General features: G+C 64.1%; 17 protein-coding genes and 1 pseudogene. 8 read left to right on the forward strand and 10 right to left on the reverse strand.

Annotation, left to right across the window (positions count from 1 at the left end):
* On the reverse strand, positions 1 to 288 hold a 288-nt coding region (locus tag J6497_RS27705), incomplete at its 3' end, for a transposase (RefSeq protein WP_225707442.1).
* 253 nt (positions 289 to 541) lie between these two features.
* On the opposite strand from J6497_RS27705, the gene J6497_RS27710 reads away from it, so the two are divergent.
* A complete protein-coding gene (locus tag J6497_RS27710) occupies positions 542 to 1,540 on the forward strand; it encodes an SPFH domain-containing protein (RefSeq protein ID WP_225707443.1) in 999 nt (332 codons plus the stop codon).
* 38 nt (positions 1,541 to 1,578) lie between these two features.
* The gene (locus J6497_RS27715) at positions 1,579 to 2,025 is read left to right on the forward strand and encodes an NfeD family protein (RefSeq protein ID WP_225707444.1); all 447 of its coding nucleotides are present in this window, start codon (positions 1,579 to 1,581) and stop codon (positions 2,023 to 2,025) included.
* Between the two features lie 157 nt (positions 2,026 to 2,182).
* Here J6497_RS27715 and J6497_RS27720 read toward each other — a convergent pair whose 3' ends face one another.
* On the reverse strand, positions 2,183 to 2,524 hold the full coding sequence (locus tag J6497_RS27720) for a winged helix-turn-helix transcriptional regulator (RefSeq protein ID WP_225707445.1): 342 nt from the start codon (positions 2,522 to 2,524) through the stop codon (positions 2,183 to 2,185).
* 74 nt (positions 2,525 to 2,598) lie between these two features.
* On the opposite strand from J6497_RS27720, the gene J6497_RS27725 reads away from it, so the two are divergent.
* Positions 2,599 to 3,138, forward strand: coding sequence for a carboxymuconolactone decarboxylase family protein (locus tag J6497_RS27725; RefSeq protein ID WP_225707446.1), 540 nt, complete (start codon positions 2,599 to 2,601; stop codon positions 3,136 to 3,138).
* 289 nt (positions 3,139 to 3,427) lie between these two features.
* On the opposite strand, the gene J6497_RS27730 is transcribed toward J6497_RS27725, so the two are convergent.
* A complete protein-coding gene (locus tag J6497_RS27730) occupies positions 3,428 to 4,420 on the reverse strand; it encodes a KpsF/GutQ family sugar-phosphate isomerase (protein ID WP_376708280.1) in 993 nt (330 codons plus the stop codon).
* Positions 4,421 to 4,630: 210 nt separating this feature from the next.
* Between J6497_RS27730 and J6497_RS27735 the strand changes: the two genes are divergently transcribed.
* Entirely contained in the window at positions 4,631 to 6,355 is a 1,725-nt protein-coding gene (locus J6497_RS27735; protein WP_376708279.1) for an outer membrane beta-barrel protein, read from the forward strand.
* 114 nt (positions 6,356 to 6,469) lie between these two features.
* On the opposite strand, the gene J6497_RS27740 is transcribed toward J6497_RS27735, so the two are convergent.
* Together J6497_RS27740 and gltB are read right to left on the reverse strand one after the other, a co-directional pair.
* Positions 6,470 to 7,927 carry a glutamate synthase subunit beta gene (locus tag J6497_RS27740; RefSeq protein WP_225707449.1) on the reverse strand — a complete coding sequence of 486 codons (1,458 nt, stop codon included), beginning with the start codon at positions 7,925 to 7,927 and terminating at the stop codon, positions 6,470 to 6,472.
* A gap of 181 nt (positions 7,928 to 8,108) precedes the next feature.
* A complete protein-coding gene (gene gltB, locus J6497_RS27745) occupies positions 8,109 to 12,842 on the reverse strand; it encodes a glutamate synthase large subunit (RefSeq protein WP_225707450.1) in 4,734 nt (1,577 codons plus the stop codon).
* A gap of 456 nt (positions 12,843 to 13,298) precedes the next feature.
* Here gltB and J6497_RS27750 point away from each other — a divergent pair, with 456 nt between their 5' ends.
* Positions 13,299 to 14,018 carry a hypothetical protein gene (locus J6497_RS27750; protein ID WP_225707451.1) on the forward strand — a complete coding sequence of 240 codons (720 nt, stop codon included), beginning with the start codon at positions 13,299 to 13,301 and terminating at the stop codon, positions 14,016 to 14,018.
* 186 nt (positions 14,019 to 14,204) lie between these two features.
* Here the strand turns inward: J6497_RS27750 and J6497_RS27755 are convergent, their stop codons facing one another.
* Positions 14,205 to 14,681, reverse strand: a complete 477-nt coding sequence (locus tag J6497_RS27755) for an Hsp20 family protein (RefSeq protein WP_225707452.1) — start codon at positions 14,679 to 14,681, stop codon at positions 14,205 to 14,207.
* Positions 14,682 to 14,899: 218 nt separating this feature from the next.
* Here J6497_RS27755 and J6497_RS27760 point away from each other — a divergent pair, with 218 nt between their 5' ends.
* On the forward strand, positions 14,900 to 15,847 hold the full coding sequence (locus J6497_RS27760; RefSeq protein ID WP_225707453.1) for an alpha/beta fold hydrolase: 948 nt from the start codon (positions 14,900 to 14,902) through the stop codon (positions 15,845 to 15,847).
* A gap of 21 nt (positions 15,848 to 15,868) precedes the next feature.
* Here J6497_RS27760 and J6497_RS27765 read toward each other — a convergent pair.
* Both J6497_RS27765 and J6497_RS27770 read right to left on the reverse strand, forming a co-directional pair.
* Positions 15,869 to 18,627 (reverse strand): annotated as a pseudogene (locus tag J6497_RS27765) (di-heme-cytochrome C peroxidase).
* A gap of 174 nt (positions 18,628 to 18,801) precedes the next feature.
* A complete protein-coding gene (locus J6497_RS27770; RefSeq protein ID WP_225707454.1) occupies positions 18,802 to 20,595 on the reverse strand; it encodes an adenylate/guanylate cyclase domain-containing protein in 1,794 nt (597 codons plus the stop codon).
* A 241-nt stretch (positions 20,596 to 20,836) separates the two neighbouring features.
* Between J6497_RS27770 and J6497_RS27775 the strand changes: the two genes are divergently transcribed.
* A complete protein-coding gene (locus J6497_RS27775) occupies positions 20,837 to 21,472 on the forward strand; it encodes a LysE family translocator (protein WP_225707455.1) in 636 nt (211 codons plus the stop codon).
* A 3-nt stretch (positions 21,473 to 21,475) separates the two neighbouring features.
* On the opposite strand, the gene J6497_RS27780 is transcribed toward J6497_RS27775, so the two are convergent.
* The gene (locus J6497_RS27780) at positions 21,476 to 22,228 is read right to left on the reverse strand and encodes a sulfite exporter TauE/SafE family protein (RefSeq protein WP_225707456.1); all 753 of its coding nucleotides are present in this window, start codon (positions 22,226 to 22,228) and stop codon (positions 21,476 to 21,478) included.
* A gap of 89 nt (positions 22,229 to 22,317) precedes the next feature.
* Here J6497_RS27780 and J6497_RS27785 point away from each other — a divergent pair, with 89 nt between their 5' ends.
* Positions 22,318 to 23,208 (forward strand): LysR substrate-binding domain-containing protein, encoded by an 891-nt coding sequence (locus J6497_RS27785; protein ID WP_225707457.1) that lies wholly within the window; start codon positions 22,318 to 22,320, stop codon positions 23,206 to 23,208.
* A 12-nt stretch (positions 23,209 to 23,220) separates the two neighbouring features.
* Here J6497_RS27785 and hisN read toward each other — a convergent pair whose 3' ends face one another.
* Positions 23,221 to 24,000, reverse strand: a complete 780-nt coding sequence (hisN, locus tag J6497_RS27790; protein WP_225707458.1) for a histidinol-phosphatase — start codon at positions 23,998 to 24,000, stop codon at positions 23,221 to 23,223.
* Between the last annotated feature and the right edge of the window lie 85 nt (positions 24,001 to 24,085).

The raw sequence follows: 24,085 nt of genomic DNA on the forward strand, positions 1-24,085 counted from the left end.
GTCCAGCACAAAACCGCAGAAATCGCGGAACGAGGCGCGGTCATCCAGCGCCTCTTCAAGCTCCGGATCGGACAGTCCATACCATTGCTGCAGCAGCAGCGCCTTGAACATCACCAGCCGCGGGTAGGGCGGCGCGCCACGCTCCGGTTCCGGAAGGCCGCGCAGCACAAGCTCCACAGCCGCCCAATCGACCAGCTCGCCGATCCGCTTCAACGCTGGATTGCCTTTTCCCCGCCGCGATACCAGCGCATCTGCGAAGCTCGGTTGTCCAACCCGCCGATATGTCACTCCAGCCCCCCTCCGATCCTCTCTTAGAGAATCGCAGATTCGCCCATTATGCAAAGCTCTCGCTTGCGGGAGAGATGAGGTGAACTCCCACAGGCATAACGCCTGACACATCGTTTACGTTCACAGGCTATATCTGGCAGCCTCGCAAACCGCTTCTTACCTATGGTGGTAACCAACAGCCGGCTGAACCGGCGCAGCGGTTTTGCAGACCAAATGCAGGGCCGCACCGGCTTCGCCGGTCTTGGAGGACTTTATGAGTGGTTTCGACATTTTCGCGATTGCCCTTGTTCTGCTTGTCGTCGTCACGCTGTTCGCCGGGGTCAAGACCGTGCCCCAGGGCTATGTCTGGACCATCGAGCGCTTTGGCAAATACACCCGCACGCTGCTCCCTGGCCTCAATCTCATCGTGCCCTATTTCGATCGCATCGGGCGCAAGATGAACATGATGGAGCAGGTGATCGACATCCCCGAGCAGGAGGTGATCACCAAGGACAATGCCACCGTCACCGCTGATGGCGTTGCCTTCTTCCAGGTGTTCGACGCCGCGAAAGCGAGCTACGAGGTCGCCAACCTGCACCAGGCGATCACGGTGCTGACCATGACCAACATCCGCTCGGTGATGGGTTCGATGGATCTCGACCAGGTGCTGTCGCATCGCGACGAGATCAACGAGCGGCTCTTGCGCGTGGTCGATGCCGCGGTCTCGCCCTGGGGTGTCAAGGTCAACCGCATCGAGATCAAGGACATCGTGCCGCCGGCCGACCTCGTGGAGGCGATGGGCCGGCAGATGAAGGCCGAGCGCGTCAAGCGCGCCGACATCCTCCAGGCGGAAGGTCAGCGGCAATCGGAAATCCTGCGCGCCGAAGGCGCCAAGCAGGGACAGATCCTGCAGGCGGAGGGCCGCCGCGAAGCCGCCTTCCGCGACGCCGAAGCGCGCGAGCGCCTGGCGGAGGCCGAGGCCAAGGCGACCCAGATGGTGTCCGAAGCGATTAGCCGGGGCGACGTTGCCGCGCTCAACTATTTCATCGCCGACAAGTACATCAAGGCGTTCGGACAATTGGCGGAAGCGCCGAACCAGAAGATCGTGATGCTGCCGATCGAGGCCTCGAGCGTGCTCGGCTCGCTTGCCGGCATCGGCGAAATCGCACGCGCCACCTTCGGCGAAAGCGCCGCTTCCGCGACCGTCGCCCCGCGGCGATCCGCGGTGCCGCCGTCTGGCCCGACGCCGCCGCCGGTCGCGCCGCAAAGATAAGGAGTGCTGGGTCGCGCTCGAAATAATAGAGTCGTGTCATGATCGAGATGTTTTTGACATTGGGTAGCTGGAATTGGCTGGTCCTCGGCTTCGTCCTGATGGCGCTGGAATTGGCGGCGCCGGGCGTGTTCCTGTTCTGGCTCGGGCTGTCGGCACTCCTGGTTGGGCTGGTGTCATTCGCCATCGATCCGCATTGGCAGACGCAGTTCCTGATGTTCGCCCTGTTTGCGGTCGCCGCCGTGCCGGCATGGCGGCACTTTGCCAAAAGCGCGAGCTCGGCAAGCGCGAGCAGCCCGTTCCTCAACCGGCGCACCGAAGCCCTGGTCGGGCGCGAGTTCACGCTGGAGAAGCCGATCATCGACGGATCAGGCACGGTGCGGATCGATGACACGATCTGGCGCGTCGCCGGCCCCGACGCGCCGGCCGGCAGCCGCGTCAAGGTGATCCGCGCCGACGGCGCCAGCCTGACGGTGGTGGTGGCGTAGCTCTTTACCTCTCCCATCGGGAGAGGTCGGATCGCATCGTCAGATGCGATCCGGGTGAGGGGCGAGGTCCCTCGATAGAGGGTAACCCCTCACCCGATTTGCTGACGCAAATCGACCTCTCCCTTTGGGAGAGGTGTTCCGAACAAGCGGCGTCTTCTCAATCTTCCTCGCGCTTGCTCCATCGCTCCGCGAACCGGTGCAGCGGCACAAAATTCTCCAGCAAGTCTTTGCCCCATCCGGTGAGGCCATAGCCCTCGCCCGGAGCGAGTTCGACAAATCCGGCCTCGCGCAGTTCGGTCAGCCGTGTCTGCAGGATGGTCGGGGACGCCTGATCGCAGACCGCCCGCAGCGCGCGCGAGGTGAGGGCGCCGCCACGCAATTCCCAGATGATCCGCAAGGTCCAGCGCCTGCCGAGCAGATCGAGCAGCGCCATGATTGGCCGGCCGGTTCGCGACCCGCGGACGGAGTGTTTCCCGGCGGCTGAGGGTGACTTCGGCATCGTTGTTTCCCGCTTGCGTCTTGCTACATATATTGTAGCGTATTGCTACGTTTATTGTAGCAGAGGAGCCGGCCATGTCACGGATCGCCCCGCTCGAGCCGCCATATGCGGCCGAACTGAAGGCACAGTTCGACCGCATCATGCGCGGCGCACCGCCGTTGCTGTTGTTTCGCGTGATAGCAGGCCAGGACCGGGCCTGGCGGAAATTCACCGCCGGCAGCCTTTTGGATCGCGGTCCGCTGAGTTTGCGGGAGCGCGAGATCGTCATCGATCGCACCTGCGCGCTGACCGGCTGCGAATATGAATGGGGTGTCCATATCGCAACCTTCGCCGAGGCTGCATCGCTGACCGAAGCACAGATCAGCGCCACCGTGCACGGCGAGCCCAATGATCCCTGCTGGTCAGATGCCGAGCAGGCGCTGATCGCCGCCGTCGACGCGCTGCATTACCGGGCGACCCTGAGCGAGGCGGAATTCGCGGCGCTGTCGGCGCACTATGATGACGCGAAGATCCTGGAGGTCATGCTGCTCTGCGGCTTCTACCACACGGTCTCCTACATCGCGAACGGCCTGGCATTGCCGCTGGAAGAGAAGGGGGCGCGGTTTCCGCAATAACAACGCCGTCATTGCGGACGCGGGGAAGTTTGAATCAGAGCCTCTCCCCACGTCGTCCCGGGCTTGCCACGGGCCCATAACCACAGGCGTTTGTGGTGTGCAAAGCTGTAACCGCTTGCCCGCATCACAATAACATCCTGTGGTTATGGCCCCGTCTTTCGACGGGACGACGGGGGGCGTAGGATGGGTAGAGCGCAGCGAAACCCATCATTCGCGCCGTTCGCTTCATCGCGATGGGTTTCGCTGCGCTCTACCCATCCTACGCATCTCGCGATGACCGCCCGCGAGCCTACGCCACGCCCGCGCGCAGGAAGTCGTGGAAATGCACGATGCCGACCGGCTTGCCGGCGTCGATGACGATCAGCGCGGTGACCTTCGACGAGTTCAGCAATTCCAGCGCTTCGCCGGCCAGCGTGTCGCGGCTGATGGTCTTTGGATTTTTGGTCATGATCTCGTCGACGACAGCCGTCATCAGGTCGGGGCGCATGTGGCGGCGGAGGTCGCCGTCGGTGACGATGCCGACGAGATGGCCGCGGCCATCGACGATGCCGACGCAGCCAAAGCCCTTCGAGGTCATCTCGACCAGCGCGTCCGACATGCTGGTGCCGAGCGGCTTCAGCGGCACGGCTTCGCCGGCGTGCATGAGATCGCGGGTATATTTCAGCATCGCCCCGAGCTTGCCGCCGGGATGCAGCACGCTGAAATCGGTTGAGGTGAAGCCGCGGCCTTCCAGCAGCGCGATTGCCAGCGCATCGCCGAGCGCGAGCATCATCAGCGAAGAGGTGGTCGGCGCCAGATTGTACGGGCAGGCCTCGCGCGCCTTCGGCAGGGTCAGCGCGATGTCGGCGGCCTTGCTCAGGCTCGATTCCTTTTCCGCCGTGATCGCGATCACGGCGATGCTGAAGCGCGCGGCGTAAGAGATCAGGTTCTTCATCTCCGGCTGCTCGCCGGACCATGACAGCGCCAGGATGACGTCGTCGGCGGTGATCATGCCGAGGTCGCCATGGCTGGCTTCGGCGGCATGGACGAAGAAGGCCGGCGTGCCGGTGGAGGCAAAGGTCGCCGCGATCTTGCGCCCGACATGGCCGGACTTGCCGAGCCCGGTGACGATCAGCCGTCCCTTGGCGCTGCGGATCATCTCAGCCGCCGCGGCGAAGGGCACGCCGAGGTCGGATCGAAGCGCGGCGTCGATCGCGGCGACACCGCTTGCTTCGGCCTCCAACGTCCGCAGCGCCGATTGCACGGAGGTGTCTGCAGGCTCGGTGTCCGACGATTTCGGCATCAGCGGTTTGGGCTTGGCCATGTCTGTTTCCAGGGAGGAGGGGCGTCGCGCCCAGAGCGCTTCCCTTAGCACGGCGGCGTGCGCGAGGCGACGTGGCTAGCAGCTCTCAACGGAGCATTAACCATAATTGTTTTAACTCCATTAAGGACGTTCTCGGCCCGGTTCCGCGTATGCCGTGTAAGTCAGTGAATTTGTTGAGGTATTTCTATCGTGGGACGAGGGCGAGCAGGGAGCCGGAGGGGGCGCGCGCGCCATTTGCTCGCGCCTGTGGCATGGCTTGCCGTGCTCGGACTGAACGGCTCCTTCGCGCAGGCCCAGACGGTCACGCCTGATTTGTTCAGCCCGTCGCGCACTACCCAGGTAGCGCCATCAGATTCGCCCTTGCGCAAGACCGCGGCCGAACTGGCCGATCCGCTGAACGATCCACGATTGCGTGACCGGGATCTCGATGGCCGCCGCGCACCCTCGCGTGTCGGCCAGGTGCCGTCCTACGGCCTGCCGGCCGCGAATGGCGCTTCGACCTCCGGCTATGACTCACTCAACCGCAAGCGCCAGCAGCGGAAATACTATCCGGGACAGGCGAAGCCGAAGCCGCCGCCCGGTCCTGGTACGCCGCCACCCCCGCCTCCGCCGAGGAATCTGGCCGGACAATTACGCCTCTCGATCCCGCCATCGGAGACCGCCAACAAGCCGCCGGTGCCGCCGGCGCTGGCGGGCAATGTGGTGGGCCAGCCGCCGCGCAAGCGGCTCAAGATCGACGACGATCCGTTCGGTGCAGTCGGCGACTATGCCGGCAGCTTCCTGATCAAGTCGGCGGTCGAACTCAGCGCCGGCTATGAGACCAATCCCGGCCGGCTGGCGGTGCCGCAGGGCAGGCCGACATACGTGATCGCGCCGGAATTCCTGGCGGTGTCCGACTGGGAGCGTCATGCGCTGGTCGCCGACCTGCGCGGCTCCTTCACCGGCTACACCCAAAACCTGACGCCGAACGCCGACGGCACGCCGCTGTCGGCGCCGCTCGATGTCGATCGCCCCAACTTCATCGGCCATATCGATGGGCGGCTCGACGTCACCCGTGACACAAGGCTGCTGGGACAGGCGCGGCTGCTCGTGTCCACCGACAACCCCGGCAGCCCGAACGTGCAGGCAGGCCTCGCCAGATATCCGATCTACACCACCGTCGGCGGCACCTTCGGCTTCGACCAGAACTTCAACCGCCTGCAGGTCTCCGCAGGCGCCACCGTCGACCGCACCGATTACCAATGGTCAAGGCTCACCGACGGCTCGTCGAGCTCGAACGATGACCGCAACTTCAGCCAGTATGGCGGCGTCGCGCGCGTCAGCTACGAGGTGAACCCCGCGGTCAAGCCGTTCGTGGAAATCCAGGGCGACAGCCGTGTTCATGACTTGCGGCTCGACCGCTCAGGCTTCGCGCGCGATTCCTCGGGCGGCTATGCGAAGGCTGGCACGTCCTTTGAGTTCTCGCGGCTCTTGTTCGGCGAAGTCTCGATCGGCTACGCCGCGCGCGACTATCAGGATCCGCGGCTGAACCGGCTGGAGGGCCTGCTCACCACGGCATCGCTGACCTGGACCGCGACGCCGCTGACGACCGCCAAATTCTATTCCGACACGCAGCTAGGCGAGACCACGCTGCCGGGCACCTCGGGCGTGCTGGCGCGCACCTACACCGTCGAGGTCGATCACGACTTCCGCCGCTGGCTGACCGCGATCGGCAGGTTCACCTACGGTACGCTCGACTACCAGGGCGACGACCGCTTCGACAAGATCTACTCGCTGTCAGGCGATCTCATCTACAAGATGACCCGCAGCCTCTGGATCAAGGGCACCGTACGCCACGACATCCTGGACTCGAACTCGCCGGGATCGAGCTCGCAGTCGACGGTGATGCTGCTGGGGGTGCGGGTGCAGAATTGATGGTGAGCCAGTCGCACCGACGTCATACGCGGGCTTGACCCGCGTATCCATCTTCTTCGTCAGACTCTTTGCTAAGGGATGGATTGCCGGGTCAGGCCCGGCAATGACGAGTGCCTACCGCGGCAGATCCGTCTTCCCCATCAGGAACGTGTCGATCGCACGCGCGCAGAGGCGGCCTTCGCGGATGGCCCAGACCACCAGCGATTGGCCGCGGCGCATGTCGCCGGCGGAGAAGACGTTGGGCAGCGAGGTCTGGTAGTCGCTCGTGTTGGCGCGGACGTTGCCGCGCTGGTCGAGATCGACCGCGAGCTGCTTCAGCAGGCCATCGTGCACGGGATGCACGAAGCCCATCGCCAGCAGCACGAGCTCGGCGTCGAGTGCGAATTCGGTGCCGGGCAGTGGCTTGAACTTGTCGTCGACCTTGATGCAGTGCAGCTTTTTCACCTTGCCGCCAGTGCCCTCGAACTTCTGGGTCAGCACGGCGTATTCGCGGATCGCGCCTTCGGCCTGGCTCGACGACGTCCGCATCTTCAACGGCCAGTTCGGCCAGGTCACGCCCTTGCTCTCGCGCTCGGGCGGCGCCGCCATGATCTCGAGCTGGGTCACGGACTTGGCGCCCTGGCGCAGCGAGGTGCCGATGCAGTCGGACCCGGTGTCGCCGCCGCCGATCACTACCACATGCTTGTCCTTGGCGAGGATGTCGGCCACGCCGCCCAGCGGCTCGCCGGAGACACGGCGGTTCTGTTGCGGCAGGAAGTCCATCGCGAAATGGATGCCGTCGAGGTCACGGCCGGGGATGGGGAGGTCGCGCGGAGCTTCCGCGCCGCCGGTCAGCGCGATTGCATCATATTGGTTGTGCAGTTCGCGCGGATCGATCGCGCGGGGTGCATCGCCGCCGACAGGGACACCGTAGTGGAAGGTGACGCCTTCGGCCTCCATCTGCGCGACGCGACGGTCGATGACGCCTTTCTCCATCTTGAAGTCGGGAATGCCGTAACGCAGCAGGCCGCCGGCCCTGGCATACTTCTCATAGACGTGCACGTCGTGGCCGGCGCGCGCGAGCTGCTGGGCACAGGCCAGGCCCGCCGGCCCGGCGCCGATCACCGCGATCTTCTTGCCGGTCTTCTCGGCCGGAATCTCCGGCTTGAGCCAACCATTGTCCCAGGCGCGATCGACGATCGCGCATTCGATGGTCTTGATGGTGACGGGGTTGTCGTCGATGTTGAGCGTGCAGGACGCCTCGCACGGCGCCGGACAGATCCGGCCGGTGAATTCGGGGAAATTGTTGGTCGAATGCAGGTTGCGCGAGGCTTCTTCCCAATTGCCCTGATAGACGAGGTCGTTCCAGTCGGGGATCTGGTTGTTGACCGGGCAGCCGGGCGTGCCCGGCGCTACCGATCCGGTGCCGTGGCAGTAAGGAATGCCGCAGTTCATGCAGCGCGCGGCTTGGTCGCGGATGTCCTTCTCGCTGAGCGGAATGACGAACTCGTGGAAATGCTTTAGCCGCTCGGCGACCGGCGTGTACTTGCGCTCATTCCGATCGATCTCGAGAAAACCTGTAATCTTTCCCATTAAGCCTGAGGCCCCTGCACCCTGGTTCGTCCTGTTTCGTCATCCGGTTCGCGCTACGCGCCCCCGTAGACCCTCATCCTGAGGCGCGGCGCTCGCGCCGCGTCTCGAAGGATCAAGGCCGGTATCGTGGCCTCATGGTTCGAGACGGCGCGTCGCGCCTTCTCACCATGAGGGTCTGATATTACGCTCCGATCGCGATCTTCGGCTCGGCGTCGGCGTTTTTCTGCAACTCCTGCAGCGCGCGACGGTACTCGACCGGCATCACCTTGCGGAACTTCGGCAGCCATGACTTCCAGTCCGCCAGGATCGCGACGGCTTTCCGCGAGCCGGTCAGCTTGGCGTGCCGCGTGATCAGCACATGGAGCCGTTCGACGTCGGAATCAAGCAGGTTCTGGAACACGTCGACCCGGCCATGCGCCTCGAGATCGCCGGCATGGTGGTAGGTGGCGGCGTTGATCATCTCTTCGGACAGCACCGGTTCTAGGTCGACCATCGAAAGGTTGCACAGCTTCGGGAAGTCGCCGGCTTCGTCCAGGACATAGGCAATGCCGCCGGACATGCCGGCTGCGAAGTTACGGCCGGTCTTGCCGAGCACCACGACGATGCCGCCTGTCATGTATTCGCAGCAATGATCGCCGGCGCCCTCGACGACCGCGACCGCGCCCGAGTTCCGCACGGCGAAGCGCTCGCCGGCGATGCCTCGCAAGTAGCATTCGCCCTCGATCGCGCCGTACATCACGGTGTTGCCGACGATGATCGACTCTTCCGGCACAATGCCGGAATTCTTCGGCGGCTTGACGATGATGCAGCCGCCGGAAAGGCCCTTGCCGACATAGTCGTTGCCTTCGCCCTCGAGTTCGAAGGTGACGCCCTTCGCAAGCCACGCGCCGAACGCCTGGCCCGCGGTGCCCTTGAGGCTGACATGGATCGTGTCGAGCGGCAGCCCTTCATGGCCGTAGATCTTCGCCACCTGGCCCGACAGCATTGCGCCGGCGGAGCGGTCGGTGTTGTTGATCTCCGCCTCGATCCTTACCGGCGCGCCACGATCGAGCGCGGCGCGTGCCTTCTCGACCAGGCGACGGTCGAGCACAGCTTCCAGATGATGGTTCTGGGCCTCCGAATGATAGATCTTCTGGCCCTTCTCCTCCTTCTGCCGCACGAACAATCGCGAGAAATCGAGGCCCTTGGCCTTCCAATGTGCGACCAGCGAGCTCTGATCGAGCATCTGGGTCTGGCCGACCATCTCGTCGAACGTCCTGTAGCCGAGCGAAGCCATGATCTCGCGCACTTCCTCGGCGACAAAGAAGAAGTAGTTGATCACGTGCTCGGGCTGGCCGGTGAAACGCTTGCGCAGGACCGGGTCCTGGGTCGCGACCCCGACCGGGCAGGTGTTGAGATGGCACTTGCGCATCATGATGCAGCCGGCCGCGATCAAAGGCGCCGTGGCGAAGCCGAACTCGTCAGCCCCGAGCAGCGCGCCGATCACGACGTCGCGCCCGGTGCGGAAACCGCCGTCGACCTGGACCGAGATGCGGCTGCGCAGCCGCTCGCGCACCAGCGTCTGGTGGGTTTCGGCGAGCCCGATCTCCCATGGGCTGCCGGCATGCTTGATCGAGGTCAGGGGCGAGGCACCGGTCCCGCCCTCGAAGCCTGCGATCGTCACATGGTCGGCGCGCGCCTTCGCGACACCGGCGGCAACCGTGCCGACGCCGATTTCGGAGACGAGCTTGACCGAGACCTGGCCGTCCGGATTGACGTTCTTCAGGTCGTAGATGAGCTGCGCCAGATCCTCGATCGAATAGATGTCGTGGTGCGGCGGCGGCGAGATCAGGCCGACGCCGGGCGTCGAATGGCGGACGCGGGCGATCGTCGCGTCGACCTTGTGGCCGGGCAGCTGGCCGCCTTCGCCGGGCTTGGCGCCCTGCGCCATCTTGATCTGCATCATGTCGGAGTTGACGAGGTATTCCGTCGTCACGCCGAAGCGGCCCGAGGCGACCTGCTTGATCGCCGAGCGCATGGAATCGCCGTTCGGCAGCGGCTTGAAGCGATCGGATTCCTCGCCGCCTTCGCCGGTGTTGGACTTGCCGCCGATCCGGTTCATCGCGATCGCGAGCGTGGTGTGCGCCTCGCGCGAGATCGAGCCAAACGACATCGCGCCCGTGGAGAAGCGCTTGACGATCTCCTTGGCCGGCTCAACCTCTTCGAGCTTCACCGGCTTGCGCTTTTCGTCTGCCGCGGTCTTGATCCGGAACAGCCCGCGCAGCGTCAGCAGGCGCTCCTGCTGCTCGTTCAGGATCTTGGCAAACGCGCGATAGCGTTCGAGCGAGTTGCCGCGCACGGCATGCTGCAGCGCCGAGACCGACTCGGCCGTCCAGGCGTGGTCCTCGCCGCGGCTGCGGAAGGCGTATTCGCCGCCGACATCGAGCGCGGTCTTGTAGACCTGCGCGTCGCCGAACGCATCGGCATGCCGCCGCGCGGTTTCTTCTGCGATCTCAGCGAGGCCGACGCCCTCGATGCGGGTATGCGTGCCGGCAAAATACTTGGCGACGAAATCGGCCTTCAGCCCGACGGCGTCGAAGATCTGCGCGCCGCAATAGGACTGGTAGGTCGAGATGCCCATCTTGGACATCACCTTGAGCAAGCCCTTGCCGATCGACTTGATGTAGCGCTTCACGATCTCCTTGTCGTCGAGCCCGCCTGGCAGGCGGTCCTTCATCGCGATGATGGTCTCGAATGCGAGATAGGGGTTGATCGCCTCTGCGCCGTAGCCGGCGAGGCAGGCGAAGTGATGCACCTCTCGCGGTTCGCCGGATTCGATCACGAGGCCGACCGAGGTGCGCAAGCCAGTGCGGATCAAATGATGGTGCACAGCGGCGCAGGCGAGCAGCGCGGGAATCGGGATCCGGTCGGTGCCGGTCATGCGGTCGGACAGGATGATGATGTTGATGCCCTCGCGCACCGCGCCTTCGGCGCGCGCGCAGAGCTCGTCCAGCACCTGCTCCATGCCTGCCGCGCCGAAGCCGGCGTGGAAGGTGGTGTCGAGCGTGCGCGACTTGAAGTGCGTCTCGGCGACATCGGAGATCGAGCGGATCTTCTCCAGATCCGCGTCGGTGAGGATCGGCTGGCGCACTTCGAGGCGCTTGGTGGAGGCGAGCCCCTGCAGGTCGAACAGGTTCGGCCGCGGCCCGATGATCGAGACGAGGCTCATCACGAGCTCCTCGCGAATCGGATCGATCGGCGGGTTCGTCACCTGTGCGAAGTTCTGCTTGAAATAGGTGAAGAGCGGCTTCGGCTTGTCCGACAGCGCCGAGATCGGCGTGTCGTTACCCATCGAGCCCGCGGCTTCCTCGCCGGTCGCCGCCATCGGCGTCATCAGGATGTTGATGTCTTCCTGCGAATAGCCGAACGCCTGCTGGCGGTCGAGCAACGGCAGGTTCGAGCGCACGCTCTTGGTCGAGGCATCAGGCAATTCCTCGAGCTGCATCTGGGTCCGGGCGAGCCATTCCTTGTAGGGATGGCTCTTGGCCAGATCGGCCTTGATCTCGTCGTCGGGAATGAGCCGGCCCTGCTCGAGATCGACGAGCAGCATCTTGCCCGGCTGCAGACGCCATTTGGTGACGATCTGGTCTTCCGGGATCTTCAGCACGCCCATCTCGGACGCCATCACGATGCGGTCGTCTTTTGTCACCAGATAGCGCGCCGGTCGGAGCCCGTTCCGATCCAAGGTCGCACCGATCTTGCGGCCATCGGTGAACGCGATCGCGGCCGGGCCATCCCACGGCTCCATCATCGCGGCATGATATTCGTAGAATGCGCGGCGCTCTTCATCCATCAAGGGATTTCCGGCCCACGCTTCCGGGATCATCATCATCACCGCGTGCGGCAGCGAGTAGCCGCCCTGCACCAGGAATTCGAGCGCGTTGTCGAAGCAGGCGGTGTCGCTTTGGCCTTCGTAGGAAATCGGCCAGAGCCGGCTGATATCCTTGCCGTAGAGCTCCGAATGCACGGAAGCCTGCCGCGCCGCCATCCAGTTCACGTTGCCGCGCAGCGTGTTGATCTCGCCGTTATGCGCGATCATGCGATAGGGATGCGCCAGCGACCAGGTCGGGAAGGTGTTGGTCGAGAAGCGTTGGTGCACCAGCGCCAGCGCGCTCGCGAAGTCGTCCTCGTGCAGGTCGGGATAATACTTGCCGAGCTGATCGGCCAGGAACATGCCCTTGTAGATCACTGTGCGGCACGACAGCGAGACCGGGTAGTAGCCGGCCATGCCGCGGTCGCGGCGCTGATAGATCGCCTGCGAGATCGATTTGCGCAGGATGTAGAGCCTGCGCTCGAACTCGTCCTCGGTCTTGGCGGCGCCGTTGCGGCCGATGAACAGCTGCAGGTGATAGGGCTCGGTCGGCTTCACGGTGACGCCGAGGGAGGAATTGTCCGATGGCACGTCGCGCCAGCCGAGCAGCTTGAAGCCCTCGTTCCTGATCTCGTCGGCGATGATGCTCTTGATGACGTTGCGCCAGGAAGCGTCGCGCGGCATGAACAGCGCGCCGATCGCATAGTCGCCCGGCTGCGGCAGCTTGAAGCCAAGCTCGGCGGCCTTGCGCGCGAAGAAGGCGTGCGGGATCTGCACCAGGATGCCGGCACCGTCGCCGGCACGCGGATCGGCGCCGACGGCGCCGCGGTGCTCGAGGTTGCAGAGGATATTCAGCGCGTCGGAGACGATCTGGTGCGAGGGCTTGCCCTTGATGTTGGCGATGAAGCCGACGCCGCAGGCATCCTTCTCCAGGCTCGGGTCGTACATGCCTTCGGCTTTGGGACGCCAATCATGTTCGCGCGCCGGTTCGTCCGCTTTCGAGGCTATGGCCGCCGACAGCGCTTCTGTCACGATGGTTTCGCGCTCGAATTCCGACCCGCTCATGTTTCCTCTCAAAATAAGGCTAAAAGGCCTCACGGTCGTTGGCGCACCTTGGGCGTTGCGGCACCCACCGGGGCCACCGCTCGTCCTCCGCGAGCCGCAATGTCCTAAATCAGGCGAGGAGCGTTCAACGTCCCTGAGGAACGGCCTTGCCCGCAGCATTCTCGGAGCCCAAAGGGCCGAGGTTCCGTCGCAATCCCCTATGCCGGAACTGCCCCGCGATTAAGACAGCTATACTGTCCTAACTCCGACCTTGCCAAATTTTTTTCTATCACACAAGCGCGTCAGAGTCCTCGTCTGCATGTAGTTTTGGGTGGAGCGCGGTGAAGGCCCGCCCCCGATTTGAAGCAAACGCGCCCTGATGCGGCCCAAGGACCGCCGGAATTGCCGATGAAGTTTCCTGCGGGCGCCAGAGAGCAAAAATGCTCCACGCCCAGCGTCTTACAGGAGCTACCGGTGATGAAGCTGTTTACGGGATGGGTCTTGTCTGTGGGGTTCATGCTTTCGGCCCCGACCGCCAATGCGCAATTTCTGGCGCCCAATCACGTCGGAGATCCGTCGGTCGTGACCGTGTCCGACTTCGATGGCCCCTATGCGGCGACGCCGCCGGAGGCGCCGGCGCCGCGCTATGGGCCCGTCTACGAACCAAGGCTGCTGCCGCCCATCGAAGTCTACACCGTGCTGCGCGAAAACGGGTTCTTGCCGCTCGGCATCCCCCGGCGGCGCGGACCGGTCTATACGATCGCAGTGATCCAGCCCGGCGGCAGCGACGGCAGGCTGGTCATCGACGCGCGTACCGGCCGCATCATCCGCTTCATTCCGGCCGATGGGATGGACGACGATGACCGAGGCGATGATCTGACCGGCGCCTATGGCCCTGCCGGACCCTTGCCGCCGGCAACCCCCGTTCGCAGCGGCGTGCCACGGCCGCCGGCTCCCATTCCGCATGTGGCGAGCCGGACCGTGCCAAAGCCGAAGCCAAACCCGCGCCCGCAGGCAGCACGGCCTGCCCCGGAGCCGGCCCAGCAATCAGCCGCGGTGCAACAGAAGCCTGCGGAGACACCCCAGACCGCTCCGGTGGCTGCTGCGTCGGCCGTCGGCGAGTCGAAGCCGGCTGCGCCCGCCGCGCCGACGATTTTGCCGACGCAGGAAATGCCCCATGTGCAAGGGTTGGAGTAGCTGACCTCGTCATTCCGGGGCGCGCGAAGCGCGAACCCGGAATCCATTTCGCCCCTTGTCCCATGGCTGAATGGATTCCGGGCCTGCGCCTGACGGCGCATCCCGGAATGACAGAGGGAAAAACAAAAACGCCCCGGTTTCCCGGAGCGTTTTGCGTTCGGCCAATACCTGCCGAAGCTGCCTCAATTAGGCGGCGGCCTTGTTGGTGGAGCCGTCGGCGACCTGCGGCGCGGCGGAGCCGGTCGTGATCGGAATGCTGCGCGGCTTCTTGGCCTCGGGGATCTCGCGAACGAGGTCGACGTGGAGCAGGCCGTTCTCAAGCGAGGCGCTCTTCACCTGCACGAAGTCGGCAAGCTGGAATACGCGCTCGAAGGCCCGAGAGGCGATGCCGCGATAGAGAACGTTGGATTTGTCCTTGCCGTTCTCGTTGGCGGTCTTCTCGCCCTTGATCGTCAGCGTGTTCTCCTTCGCGACGATCGAAAGCTCACTCTCGGAGAAGCCGGAAACCGCTACGGTGATGCGGTAGGCGTTCTCGCCCGTGCGCTCGATGTTGTAGGGGGGATAGCCGGGGCTGCCGTCCGAAGTCGCCTGGTCAAGCAGGTTGAAAAAGCGGTCAAAGCCGACGGTGGAACGATAGAAGGGGGTCAGATCATAGGTACGCATAGTAGTCCTCCAATGAGCGACTGATTCGATTACCCGCCCGCCAATCGGGCCGGGCTTTAGTCTGTGTGCAGCCTGATGTTCCGGTTCCGAAACACTGGTAGCGGCCTGCACGAAGATGATATGGGTGGGGCTATCAGGCGTTCAAGAGGCGGAAATATCGTCGCTTTTTGGCGCTCACGCCTTGATTCCCGCCGTCTCTCACCTAGCGGTTCCCCTTCATGACGCTCGTCTCCATTCCAGCCAATCCGGTTCCGGAAGACGTCGTCAGCGCGATCATCAAGACGCCGGATGGCGCCGAATTGCGCTTTGCGCGCTGGGCGCCGCCGCCGGGCCGCAAGGGAACGGTCTGCGTGTTCACCGGCCGCGGCGAGATGATCGAAAAGTATTTCGAGACCGTGCGCGATCTGCGCGACCGCGGCTTTGCGGTGGCGATGATCGACTGGCGCGGGCAGGGCCATTCCTCGCGGAGATTGCGCGATCGGCGCAAAGGCTATGTGCGCGACTTTGCCGATTACGAGATCGACGTCGAAACATTCGTGCAGCAGGTGGTGCTGCCGGATTGTCCGCCGCCCTATTTCGCGCTGGCACATTCGATGGGCGGCGCGGTGATGCTGCGCATCGCGCATGCAGGGAAACGCTGGTTCGATCGCATGGTGCTGTCGGCACCGATGATCGATCTCCCGGGACGCCGCACCTCGTTCATCCCGACCGCACTGCTGCGGATCATGCGACTCACTGGCCAGGGCGGACGCTACGTTCCGGGCGGCAGCGATGAGTTGGTCGGGCTGGCGCCCTTCAGCAACAATCCGCTCACCAGCGATCCCGTGCGCTACTCGCGCAACGCGGCGATCCTGGAAGAAGACCCTACGGTTGGCCTCGCCGCGCCGACGGTCGCCTGGGCCGACACTGCCTTCAAGGCGATGCGCACGTTCCGCGAATATTACTACCCGTCGCAGATCCGTCAGCCGATCCTGATGCTGGCGGCTAGCAACGACACCGTGGTCTCGACGCCCGCGATCGAGGAGTTCGCCTATCACTTGCGCGCCGGATCGCATCTCGTGATCGCCGGCTCCAAACACGAGATCCTGCAGGAGCAGGACCGTTACCGCGCACAGTTCTGGGCGGCGTTCGACGCCTTCGTGCCGGGCACGCCGCTGTTCGGCTGACGCGCCAGCTTCCTCGGTCAGCTACAAGGTCTTCAGATATTCGATCAGCGCTTCACGTTCGCTTCTATCGAGCGCGCGGCCGACGATACCCTTCGGATACGGCGCCGCTCCCTCGAACGAGTGGCCGCTCACGCTGTTGCCGTGGATGTCCTTTCCGTCGCGATCGGCCGCCGAAAACAGTGTTTGGCCGTTCTTGCACTTCGTCTCGTCGCCCTTGACGTCGAAGCCGACCTGCTCCGGATCGAAATCACGCGCGCCCATGCAGAACTTCCTTGGGCGCTCGGCAGCAGCCAGTCGAGCGAGGGGACCGAGCCGTTATGCAGGTAGGGCGCCGTGGCCCAGACGCCGTTCAGCGGTCGCGCGCGATAGCGCGGCGCCGGCTCGCGGTTGGGGCAGTTCTTTCGCTCGCCCCACAGCTTCTTCTGCGCTGCTGACGGGATGTGCTGATCGTCCATCCATTTCCGGCTGACGAGGTCCACCGTCACCATCAAGGCGAGGGCATAGGACATCTCGGTGGAAGAGGTCGGCTGAAGGTCAGGACATTCCCACCACTTCGCGAGGTCGCGCGTGGGATCGATGCCGAGAAAGCCGGGGACCTGAACGGTTCGCGTGGTCAGTACCTTGGCCTGCGCGGAGTCCGTTCCCATGTCATCGGCCTTTTTCTGGACGGGGTCGAGGACCGGGCTCCCGCCGGTGTGGTCCCAGCGCGGCGAAGACCAGAAGCTCTTGTCCGGAAATTGAGCGTCGAACGCGGGGTCATTGACCGGACCGAGATGACATTCGACGCAGATCTCGGCGTACAGCTCCCGGCCCTTCGCGACGCGATCGGGCTTGAGCTTCCAGGCCTGATCGTCGAACAGCTGCGACGGCCATTTCGGCGCGGTCAAACCGCCGAAGCGCGGCGGCGTCTGGCTGAAGGGATCGGGGCCGCGCAGCATCGATTCGATCCACAACAAATTCTGCACCTCCACCGACGAACGGAACAGCGTGTCGGCCGGATACTCGGGCGACATGTTGATCAGCGCGGTCACTCCCAGCGCCTCGCCGGCATTGCGGATCAGCGGCTGCTCGATCGAGGCGTCGTATTGCGCGTATTTGAGCCATGGCACGGTCCAGATCGGCGGGAAGCTGACCGGCGCGTCCTGGGCATGCAGATTCTTCTCGAAGCCGCTGAGGCCGTTGATAACCGGGTTCTGCGAGAAGACCTGGTTGCCGATGCGGTTGAGCGCGTCAAGACGGCCGAATCCCTCTTCGGTGTCCTTCTGCGGATCGCCATTTTCGGTCGTCTTGTCGGCTATCGTCTTGTCATAAGTCTTCTGCCAGTCGATCAGGAATGTGCCGATTGCTGCCAGCTTTTGCTTGAGGACGCTGCGGTCTGCATCGCTTGCGTCGGGCCCGAGCACGCGATCCGCGAAGCGCTTGAAACGGAACGGCACATACAAGGTATAGGCAATCGACAGGCCGGTCGCGAGTTCGAGCTTTTTCAGGTCGGTCATGGCCGGGCCGCCGTCGAAGCGCACGGCCACGCCCTTGTAGTGAAGCTGTCCGGTGTGACAGGCGGCGCAGGTCAGCCCGATCCTGTCGTCTTCGCGGCGGCCCGTCGCCGGATCGACAACGCCGGTCATCCGCGCGAAGCCGACCGGCAAGCCGTCGACATTCTCAACCGGTGTCTTCCACAGGCCCGAAGATGCCGGCGTCGGTGTCGTCTCGAAGATGCTTGCATAGCCGAAGCGACGCAGTGTGCTGTCGTCGGTGTGGATGGTCTGAGGGCTTGGAATGAAGCCGAAGCGCTCAAGATAGGGGCTGTCCTTTATCAGTCCGGGCTGGCTGAACAGGTACAGGTATGGCTGCTCCAGCGCGACGAACCACGCATAGGGCACCGGAAATGTCGCGGTGCCCTGGCTGACATGGTGGAACCAGTAACGATCCTCGCGCGACCAATTCTGGTCGAGCCAGTACGCAGCCTTGGTCGCCGGCGCGTCCGGCAGCGGAGGCGGCAGCAATTGTGCGAGCTTGTCGGGCAGGAGGGCCCTGACGTGATCCGGGAACTGAGTGAGCGCAACCAGCAGCGCGATCACCACGGCCGCGGCGCTGCCGAGAACGCAAAGCGCGCGCCGGGCGGGGGCGACTTCCGGTTGGGATTCGATGCGCGCGACAATCCGCTCGGGCAGCCGGCGATCGACGAACAATGTCCTCACCTCCGTGACGCTGAGGTAGCGGTCCTTGCCTTGGCCCTTGCCCATGATGCGAAGCAGGACGGGCCATTCGCCCTTCATCAGCAGTGGGTCGTACCAGCGCCGGTCGTCTTTCGCCCGTTCGAAATTGGCGCGCATGAAGGTCGTGATTTCGGACACCGTCAGGCCGCGCTCGACGTCGCCGGCGGGATTCGTGCACTCCTGGCCGAACTCGGCAAGGCGCGCGATCTGGTCCTCGTGCACATGGGCGTGGGTGTCAAGAATGCGCGAGCCGACGCCGTGCTTATCGAGTGGCCCGTCGCGCAACGCATCCAACTCGGCACCGGACCACCAGCTCTTGAGCAGGCGCCAGGGACTGAGGCCGTTCGCCACGAGCGCGACGAGATAAATCTCGATGCGAGCCCGTATCTTGCTCAGCCCCGTCTCTCCGCTGGCCGCTCCGATTGTCCTTGATAGCGTCGAGAGGGGGACGATGTGGCCGTCGACAAATCCTTCCGCGACCAGCGCACGCAGGAACGGGCAAGGATTGTTCGGAGAAACGTCGATTGGCGGCGTGACCGGCTTCTTGGTGCGGGGGTCGTGCATGGCGCAACATCCTGAGCGCAACGAATCATGAAAAGCGATCGCCCGATAGAAGCGGACGAAGTCTTAACATCCAGAATACAAGCGAGATGTTACGCTACTACAGCGTGTGGCAAAGCCTGGCCGAACCCTCAGTGAGCGAACGATCGGAGGTGCCGTGCTGGATTGCACGATCGTTCACGATTCGGCGGCAAGCTTCCGGGTTTCGACAAGGGTCAGCCGGGCGAGCGGTATGCCGGCCTTCAAGAGACCCTCACGATAGTGCTCGATATCGGCCGGCTGTTTCCAATGGAAATTCCTCAAATGCCGATCGACGGTGAAAGTCGGATAGTTGGACATCAGAACGCTGGTTGCGTCCGCCGCCTCTTTGGTCCGTCCCAATTGGGCCAGCGCGGCTGCGCGGATCGCCAGCGCCGGCATATGGTTCGGATTGATGTAGAGCTGCTCGCGCGCCCAGGACAGCGTCGCGTCGTATTGTCCCAGGAGGTAATGGCTGAACGCGTTCAAGGCCGCCCACTGGTACCGCGGGTCACTGTTGGCGCGCTGCGCCCCCATGGAAAAGAGCTCGATGGCCTGGCGATGCTCGCCGCTCACGAGGTGAACATATCCAAGGACGCCGCGTGCACCCATATCGTATGGGTTGAGCGCCACGGCGCGGTTCGCGGCATCCATGGCCGCTTCGTAGTGTCCCTCTACCGAACGCACATAGGACAGGATCTGAAAGGCGAAGGATGAGCGCGGATCGAGCCGAACGCTGGCCTCGGCAAGGCCGACTATCGACGTCCACAGTTCGCGCGTGCGCTTGATCCAGCCAAACTGGATGCTCTGCACCTGGATCGTCGCGAGATAGGCATGCGCGATCGAAAGCGTCGGATCGAGTGCGATCGCTTCCTTGAACAGCGCGATGGAAGCCTCGTAGTCCTGCTTGGTGTGCCGATAGTAATAGGAGAGCCCTTTCAGGAAGCGATCCCACGCCGTGACATCGTTGGAAATGCGGGCAGGTGCGGACGCCTCCGCGCGGAATATCTCGGTGGCGATCGCCGCGGAGAGACTGGTCGTGATCTCGTCCTGCATCGCAAACAGGTCGCCCATGTCGCGGTCATAGCGGCCGGTCCACAATTGCTCGCCGTTCTCAGGCGCGACCAACTCGGCCGTCACCCGGACCTTGCTGCCGGCCCGCCGCACCGAGCCCTGGATCAGGTAGGTCGCATCGATCTCGCGCGCGATCAGGCGGGTGCTCACATTCTTGCCCTTGAAAGAGAATGTCGAGTTGCGGCTCAGCACCCGATAGAAGGACTGTAGCGAGAGCGCGTGGATCAGGTCTTCGGTTAATCCATCGGAAAAATATTCGTCGCTGGAGTCGCTCAAGTTGGCGAAGGGAAGCACACCGACGATCGCGGTCCGACACTGCCCCGGCAGGCTCGACGAATCCCGTGGCTGACGCTCACGCGCCTCCGAGCCGCCCGGCTCCCAGGTGAAGACCTCCACCGGGTCTGCGATGTTCTTGAAGCGATGGCTACCGGAATTGACCAGGGTTGCTTTGAGGTGCTTGCCGGCCTCCTGATACGCCTTGGCCGAAGCGGCCAGCCCGCCTGGCGGGGAAACCGTCTCAAGCCGGACGGCGATGTTGACATCATCCCCGAACAGTTCGTCCTCGTCGGCCATCACATCGCCCATGTGAACGCCTATCCGGAACTGCATGACACGGTCGGCGGGAAGCTGGTTGTTACGTTCCGCCATCAGCATCTGCATCTCGATGGCGGCCTCCAGGGCTCCGACGATGCTCGGAAATTCCAGCAGGAAGCCGTCGCCGGTGTTCTTTACGATACGGCCGCCATGATTGAGGATGATTGGATGGATCGCGGTTCGATGGGCTTTGAAGGCGGCATGCGTGCCCGCTTCGTCGGCACCCATCATCCGCGAGTAGCCGGCGACATCGGCGCAGACTATGGCAGCTAGCCGTCTCTCCATAACCGTGTCTGTACTCCGGAATCGGTCGATGACTGCCGAGGGCGCGGCCGACCGTTCCATTTTTCTTATAAAGCAAGATGTGCCTGGCGGAAGCCCGAACCGGAGATCATAGTAATGCAAACGTTCCGGAATTGGCAGCGGATCGCCTCGGAAATGTTAGCTGCACGATTTTTATGTAGCGGAACAATGCGGCACGGCTGTCCCTGTCAGTCGGCCAACGATCGCGCGAGAGACCACGACGATGCTCGGAATTCACGAACTATGGCTCTTCATTCTTTCGGGGCTGCTGCTTAACGTCACGCCGGGGCCGGACACCGCCTATATCATCGGCAGGAGCCTGCAGCTCGGATGGCGCGGCGGGGCGGCGGCCGCGATCGGTATTAGCTGCGGCTGCCTTTTTCATGTCCTTGGGGCGGCGATAGGGCTTTCAGCGCTGCTGATGACCTCCTCACTGGCCTTTGCCGTCCTCAAATGGGTTGGCGCAGCCTATCTCCTGTTCACGGGTGTCCAGATGCTGCTGTCACGCCAGCGTCCGACCGCGGATGTCGCCCTTCAGGGTGACGCGCCGACGCTGCACCGGGTCTTCTGGCAGGGCGCGCTGACCAATGCGCTCAATCCGAAGGTGGCGTTGTTCTTCCTCGCTTTCCTGCCGCAGTTCGTGGCCGCTGATTCGCCGCACAAGACCGTCGCGTTCCTGCTGCTCGGCGCAATCTTCGTCTTCAACGGCACGCTGTGGTGTCTCGGTGTGGCGGCCTTTGCAGCGCGGGCGGCGAGGCGGATCCGTCGCTCCAGCGGCGTGATCGCCTGGATCAACCGCACGCTCGGCGGGCTGTTCGTCTATCTTGGCTTCCGTGTCGCGATGCTGGAGGCGCGCTAAAACTTAGCCATGGATCTTCACCAGCGCGCTGCCAGCGAGATAGAGCCCGAGCAGGATCATCGCGATCAGGAACCAGCGGCGGAATGCCTCCGGCTGCAGCCGTGACCGCACCGCCTGCCCGATGAACATGCCGATGAACGACGCCGCCATCGCCACCGCGCCGGGCAGCGCAGTCGCCGCGGTCAATACGCCGGCGGCGGTAAGATTGAAGGCGAGAGCGATAGTGGCCGTCGTGAAGAACACGCCGAGCGCCTGCACCAACTCATCCTTCTCCATGCCGATCGCCTGCATGAAGGGCATCGAGGGGATCACCTGCACGCCGGTTGCCGCCGAGATCACCCCGGTCACGAGGCCGACGATGCCGCCGATCCATTTCTCGTCGCGGCGAGCGACCTTGAAGCTGACGCGGCTGAGGCCAACGACCGCATAGATGATGAGCAGGAGACCGAGCACCACGGTGCCATACGGCGCATAAGGCCCGGTCAGCAGCCCGCGGTTCAGCCAGATGCCGACCACGGTGCCGATCATCAGTGGCCATAGCCGCTTGATGATGTCGCGCAGATAAGGGCCGACGAAGGTCTGCCAGACGTTGGTGACGATCGCCGGCACGATCACGATCGAGATCGCCTGCGCAGGCGGCATCGTCACCGCCAGCAGTCCCATTGAAACCGTCGGCAGGCCAAGCCCCAGCGTTCCCTTGACAAAACCGGCAAGCAGGAAGGCGAAGGCGATCAGGATCAGCATCGAGTCGAACATGTCTGCAGATTGACCGATCGGCGGGAGCGGCACAATCTGGAGATTACGGAGAGTGCCTTCGGCTCTTCCGAAGGTAAATGGAGCCCGATATGCGCTTCGACCTGGTCGATCTGCAGCTCTTCATCGCGGTGGCGGAGACGCGCAGCATCACCAATGGCGCTTCCCGCGTTCACCTGGCGCTGGCGTCCGCCAGCGAACGTATCAAGGGATTGGAGGCTGCGCTCGGCGTGTCGCTGCTCAAGCGCGGCCGCCGCGGTGTCGAATTGACCGCCGCCGGCGAAAGCCTGCTCGACCACGCGCGGATCGTGATCCACAATGTCGAGGCGCTGCGCGGCGACCTTGCCGCCTATGCCAGCGGCGTCAGGGCGAGCGTACTGTTGCTCGCCAACACATCGGGCCTGTCCGAACATCTGCCGCGGGCGCTAGCGGCCTTCCTGCGCGAGCACCCCGACATCAATGTCGACGTCGAGGAGCGAGAGAGCGCCGACATCGCGGCCGCGATCGCGACCGGGGCCGCGGATCTCGGCTTCGCTGCCGAGCACGCCCTGCCCGAAAGCGTCGAGCGCTTCCTGTTCAGCGAAGACCGCCTGACGCTGGTGGCCTCGCGCCGCAGTGATCTCGCAGGCCGGCGCCAGATCGATTTCCAGGACGTGACCGGCTACGACTTCGTCGGGCTGACCGCCTCTACCGCGCTGCAGGCCCACATCGCAAAGCACGCCGCCCGGCTGGGCGCCCGCCTGCGGTTCCGGGCGCGCCTGCGCGATTTCGACGCGATCTGCCAGATGGTCGCGGCCGATGTCGGCATCGCCGTGATCCCGGAAACGGCTGCCCGGCGCTGCGCCCGGTCGATGCCGATCGCGACGATCCGGCTCCGCGACTCCTGGGCCGACCGGAAACTCACCATCTGCGCCCGCAGCTTCAAGGCGCTGCCGCGCCCGGCGAAGCTGCTCGTCGACTATCTTCGCAAGGGCGCGCCGTGATGGGCTGCTCGCTCAACCATTGAGCAGCTTCATCGCCGCCTCATGCACGCGCGGGTCGCCGGCCGCGATGATGCGGCCGCCGCTCTGCGCCGGCTTGCCTTCCCAGGTCGTGACGATGCCGCCCGCGCCGGTGACGATCGGGATCAGGGCCGCGATGTCATACGGCTTCAGCTCGGTCTCGACCACGAGGTCGAGATGGCCGGCCCCAAGCATGCAGTAGGAGTAGCAGTCGCCGCCATAGCGCGTGAGCTTGGTGGCGCTCTCGATCCGCGCAAAGCACGCCCGGTCGGTGGCGTTCATCAGCAGCGGACTGGTGGTGTAGGCCGTCGCCTCGCTCAGCGACGCGCAGCGCCTGACCGACAGCCGCCGCTCGCCGGACGGACCGGAATAATGGGCTGAGCCGTTGTCGCCGGAGAACCGCTCGCCGATATAGGGCTGATGCATCATGCCGAACACCGGCGTGCCCTTGTGCAGGAGCGCGATCAGCGTGCCCCAGATCGGGAAGCCGCCGATGAACGACTTGGTGCCGTCGATCGGATCGAGCACCCAGACATATTCGGCGTCTTCGCACTCATTGCCGAATTCTTCGCCGATGATGCCGTGCTGGGGGAAGTTGGCCTTGATCAACCGCCGCATCACCGCTTCCGCTACGCGGTCGGCCTCGGTCACGGGATCGAAATCATTGACGCTCTTGTTGTCGACGGAGAGCGAGGTGCGGAAGAACGGCAGGATGGTTTCGCCGGCGGCGGTCGCGAGGCGGCCGATGAAGGCAGTGAAATCGATGACCGGCACGGCTGTTCCTTAAAGCGCGATGCGAACTGGCAATTTAACGCTATTGCCTAGCTCAATCCGGGGTGATCCGCACCGACATTGAGGA

It is taken from the genome of Bradyrhizobium cenepequi (genome assembly GCF_020329485.1).
GTDB classification, from domain to species: Bacteria; Pseudomonadota; Alphaproteobacteria; order Rhizobiales; family Xanthobacteraceae; genus Bradyrhizobium; species Bradyrhizobium cenepequi.

Bases quoted from the DNA above. Each gene is read 5' to 3' on its own strand.
- J6497_RS27710 (WP_225707443.1), top strand. From the start codon at position 542: ATGAGTGGTTTCGACATTTTCGCGATTGCCCTTGTTCTGCTTGTCGTC.
- J6497_RS27720 (WP_225707445.1), bottom strand. From the start codon at position 2,524: ATGCCGAAGTCACCCTCAGCCGCCGGGAAACACTCCGTCCGCGGGTCG.
- J6497_RS27750 (WP_225707451.1), top strand. From the start codon at position 13,299: ATGAAGCTGTTTACGGGATGGGTCTTGTCTGTGGGGTTCATGCTTTCG.
- J6497_RS27785 (WP_225707457.1), top strand. From the start codon at position 22,318: ATGCGCTTCGACCTGGTCGATCTGCAGCTCTTCATCGCGGTGGCGGAG.
- J6497_RS27775 (WP_225707455.1), top strand. From the start codon at position 20,837: ATGCTCGGAATTCACGAACTATGGCTCTTCATTCTTTCGGGGCTGCTG.
- J6497_RS27725 (WP_225707446.1), top strand. From the start codon at position 2,599: ATGTCACGGATCGCCCCGCTCGAGCCGCCATATGCGGCCGAACTGAAG.
- J6497_RS27715 (WP_225707444.1), top strand. From the start codon at position 1,579: ATGATCGAGATGTTTTTGACATTGGGTAGCTGGAATTGGCTGGTCCTC.
- J6497_RS27755 (WP_225707452.1), bottom strand. From the start codon at position 14,681: ATGCGTACCTATGATCTGACCCCCTTCTATCGTTCCACCGTCGGCTTT.
- gltB (WP_225707450.1), bottom strand. From the start codon at position 12,842: ATGAGCGGGTCGGAATTCGAGCGCGAAACCATCGTGACAGAAGCGCTG.
- J6497_RS27760 (WP_225707453.1), top strand. From the start codon at position 14,900: ATGACGCTCGTCTCCATTCCAGCCAATCCGGTTCCGGAAGACGTCGTC.
- J6497_RS27770 (WP_225707454.1), bottom strand. From the start codon at position 20,595: ATGGAGAGACGGCTAGCTGCCATAGTCTGCGCCGATGTCGCCGGCTAC.
- J6497_RS27740 (WP_225707449.1), bottom strand. From the start codon at position 7,927: ATGGGAAAGATTACAGGTTTTCTCGAGATCGATCGGAATGAGCGCAAG.
- J6497_RS27730 (WP_376708280.1), bottom strand. From the start codon at position 4,420: ATGCCGAAATCGTCGGACACCGAGCCTGCAGACACCTCCGTGCAATCG.
- J6497_RS27780 (WP_225707456.1), bottom strand. From the start codon at position 22,228: ATGTTCGACTCGATGCTGATCCTGATCGCCTTCGCCTTCCTGCTTGCC.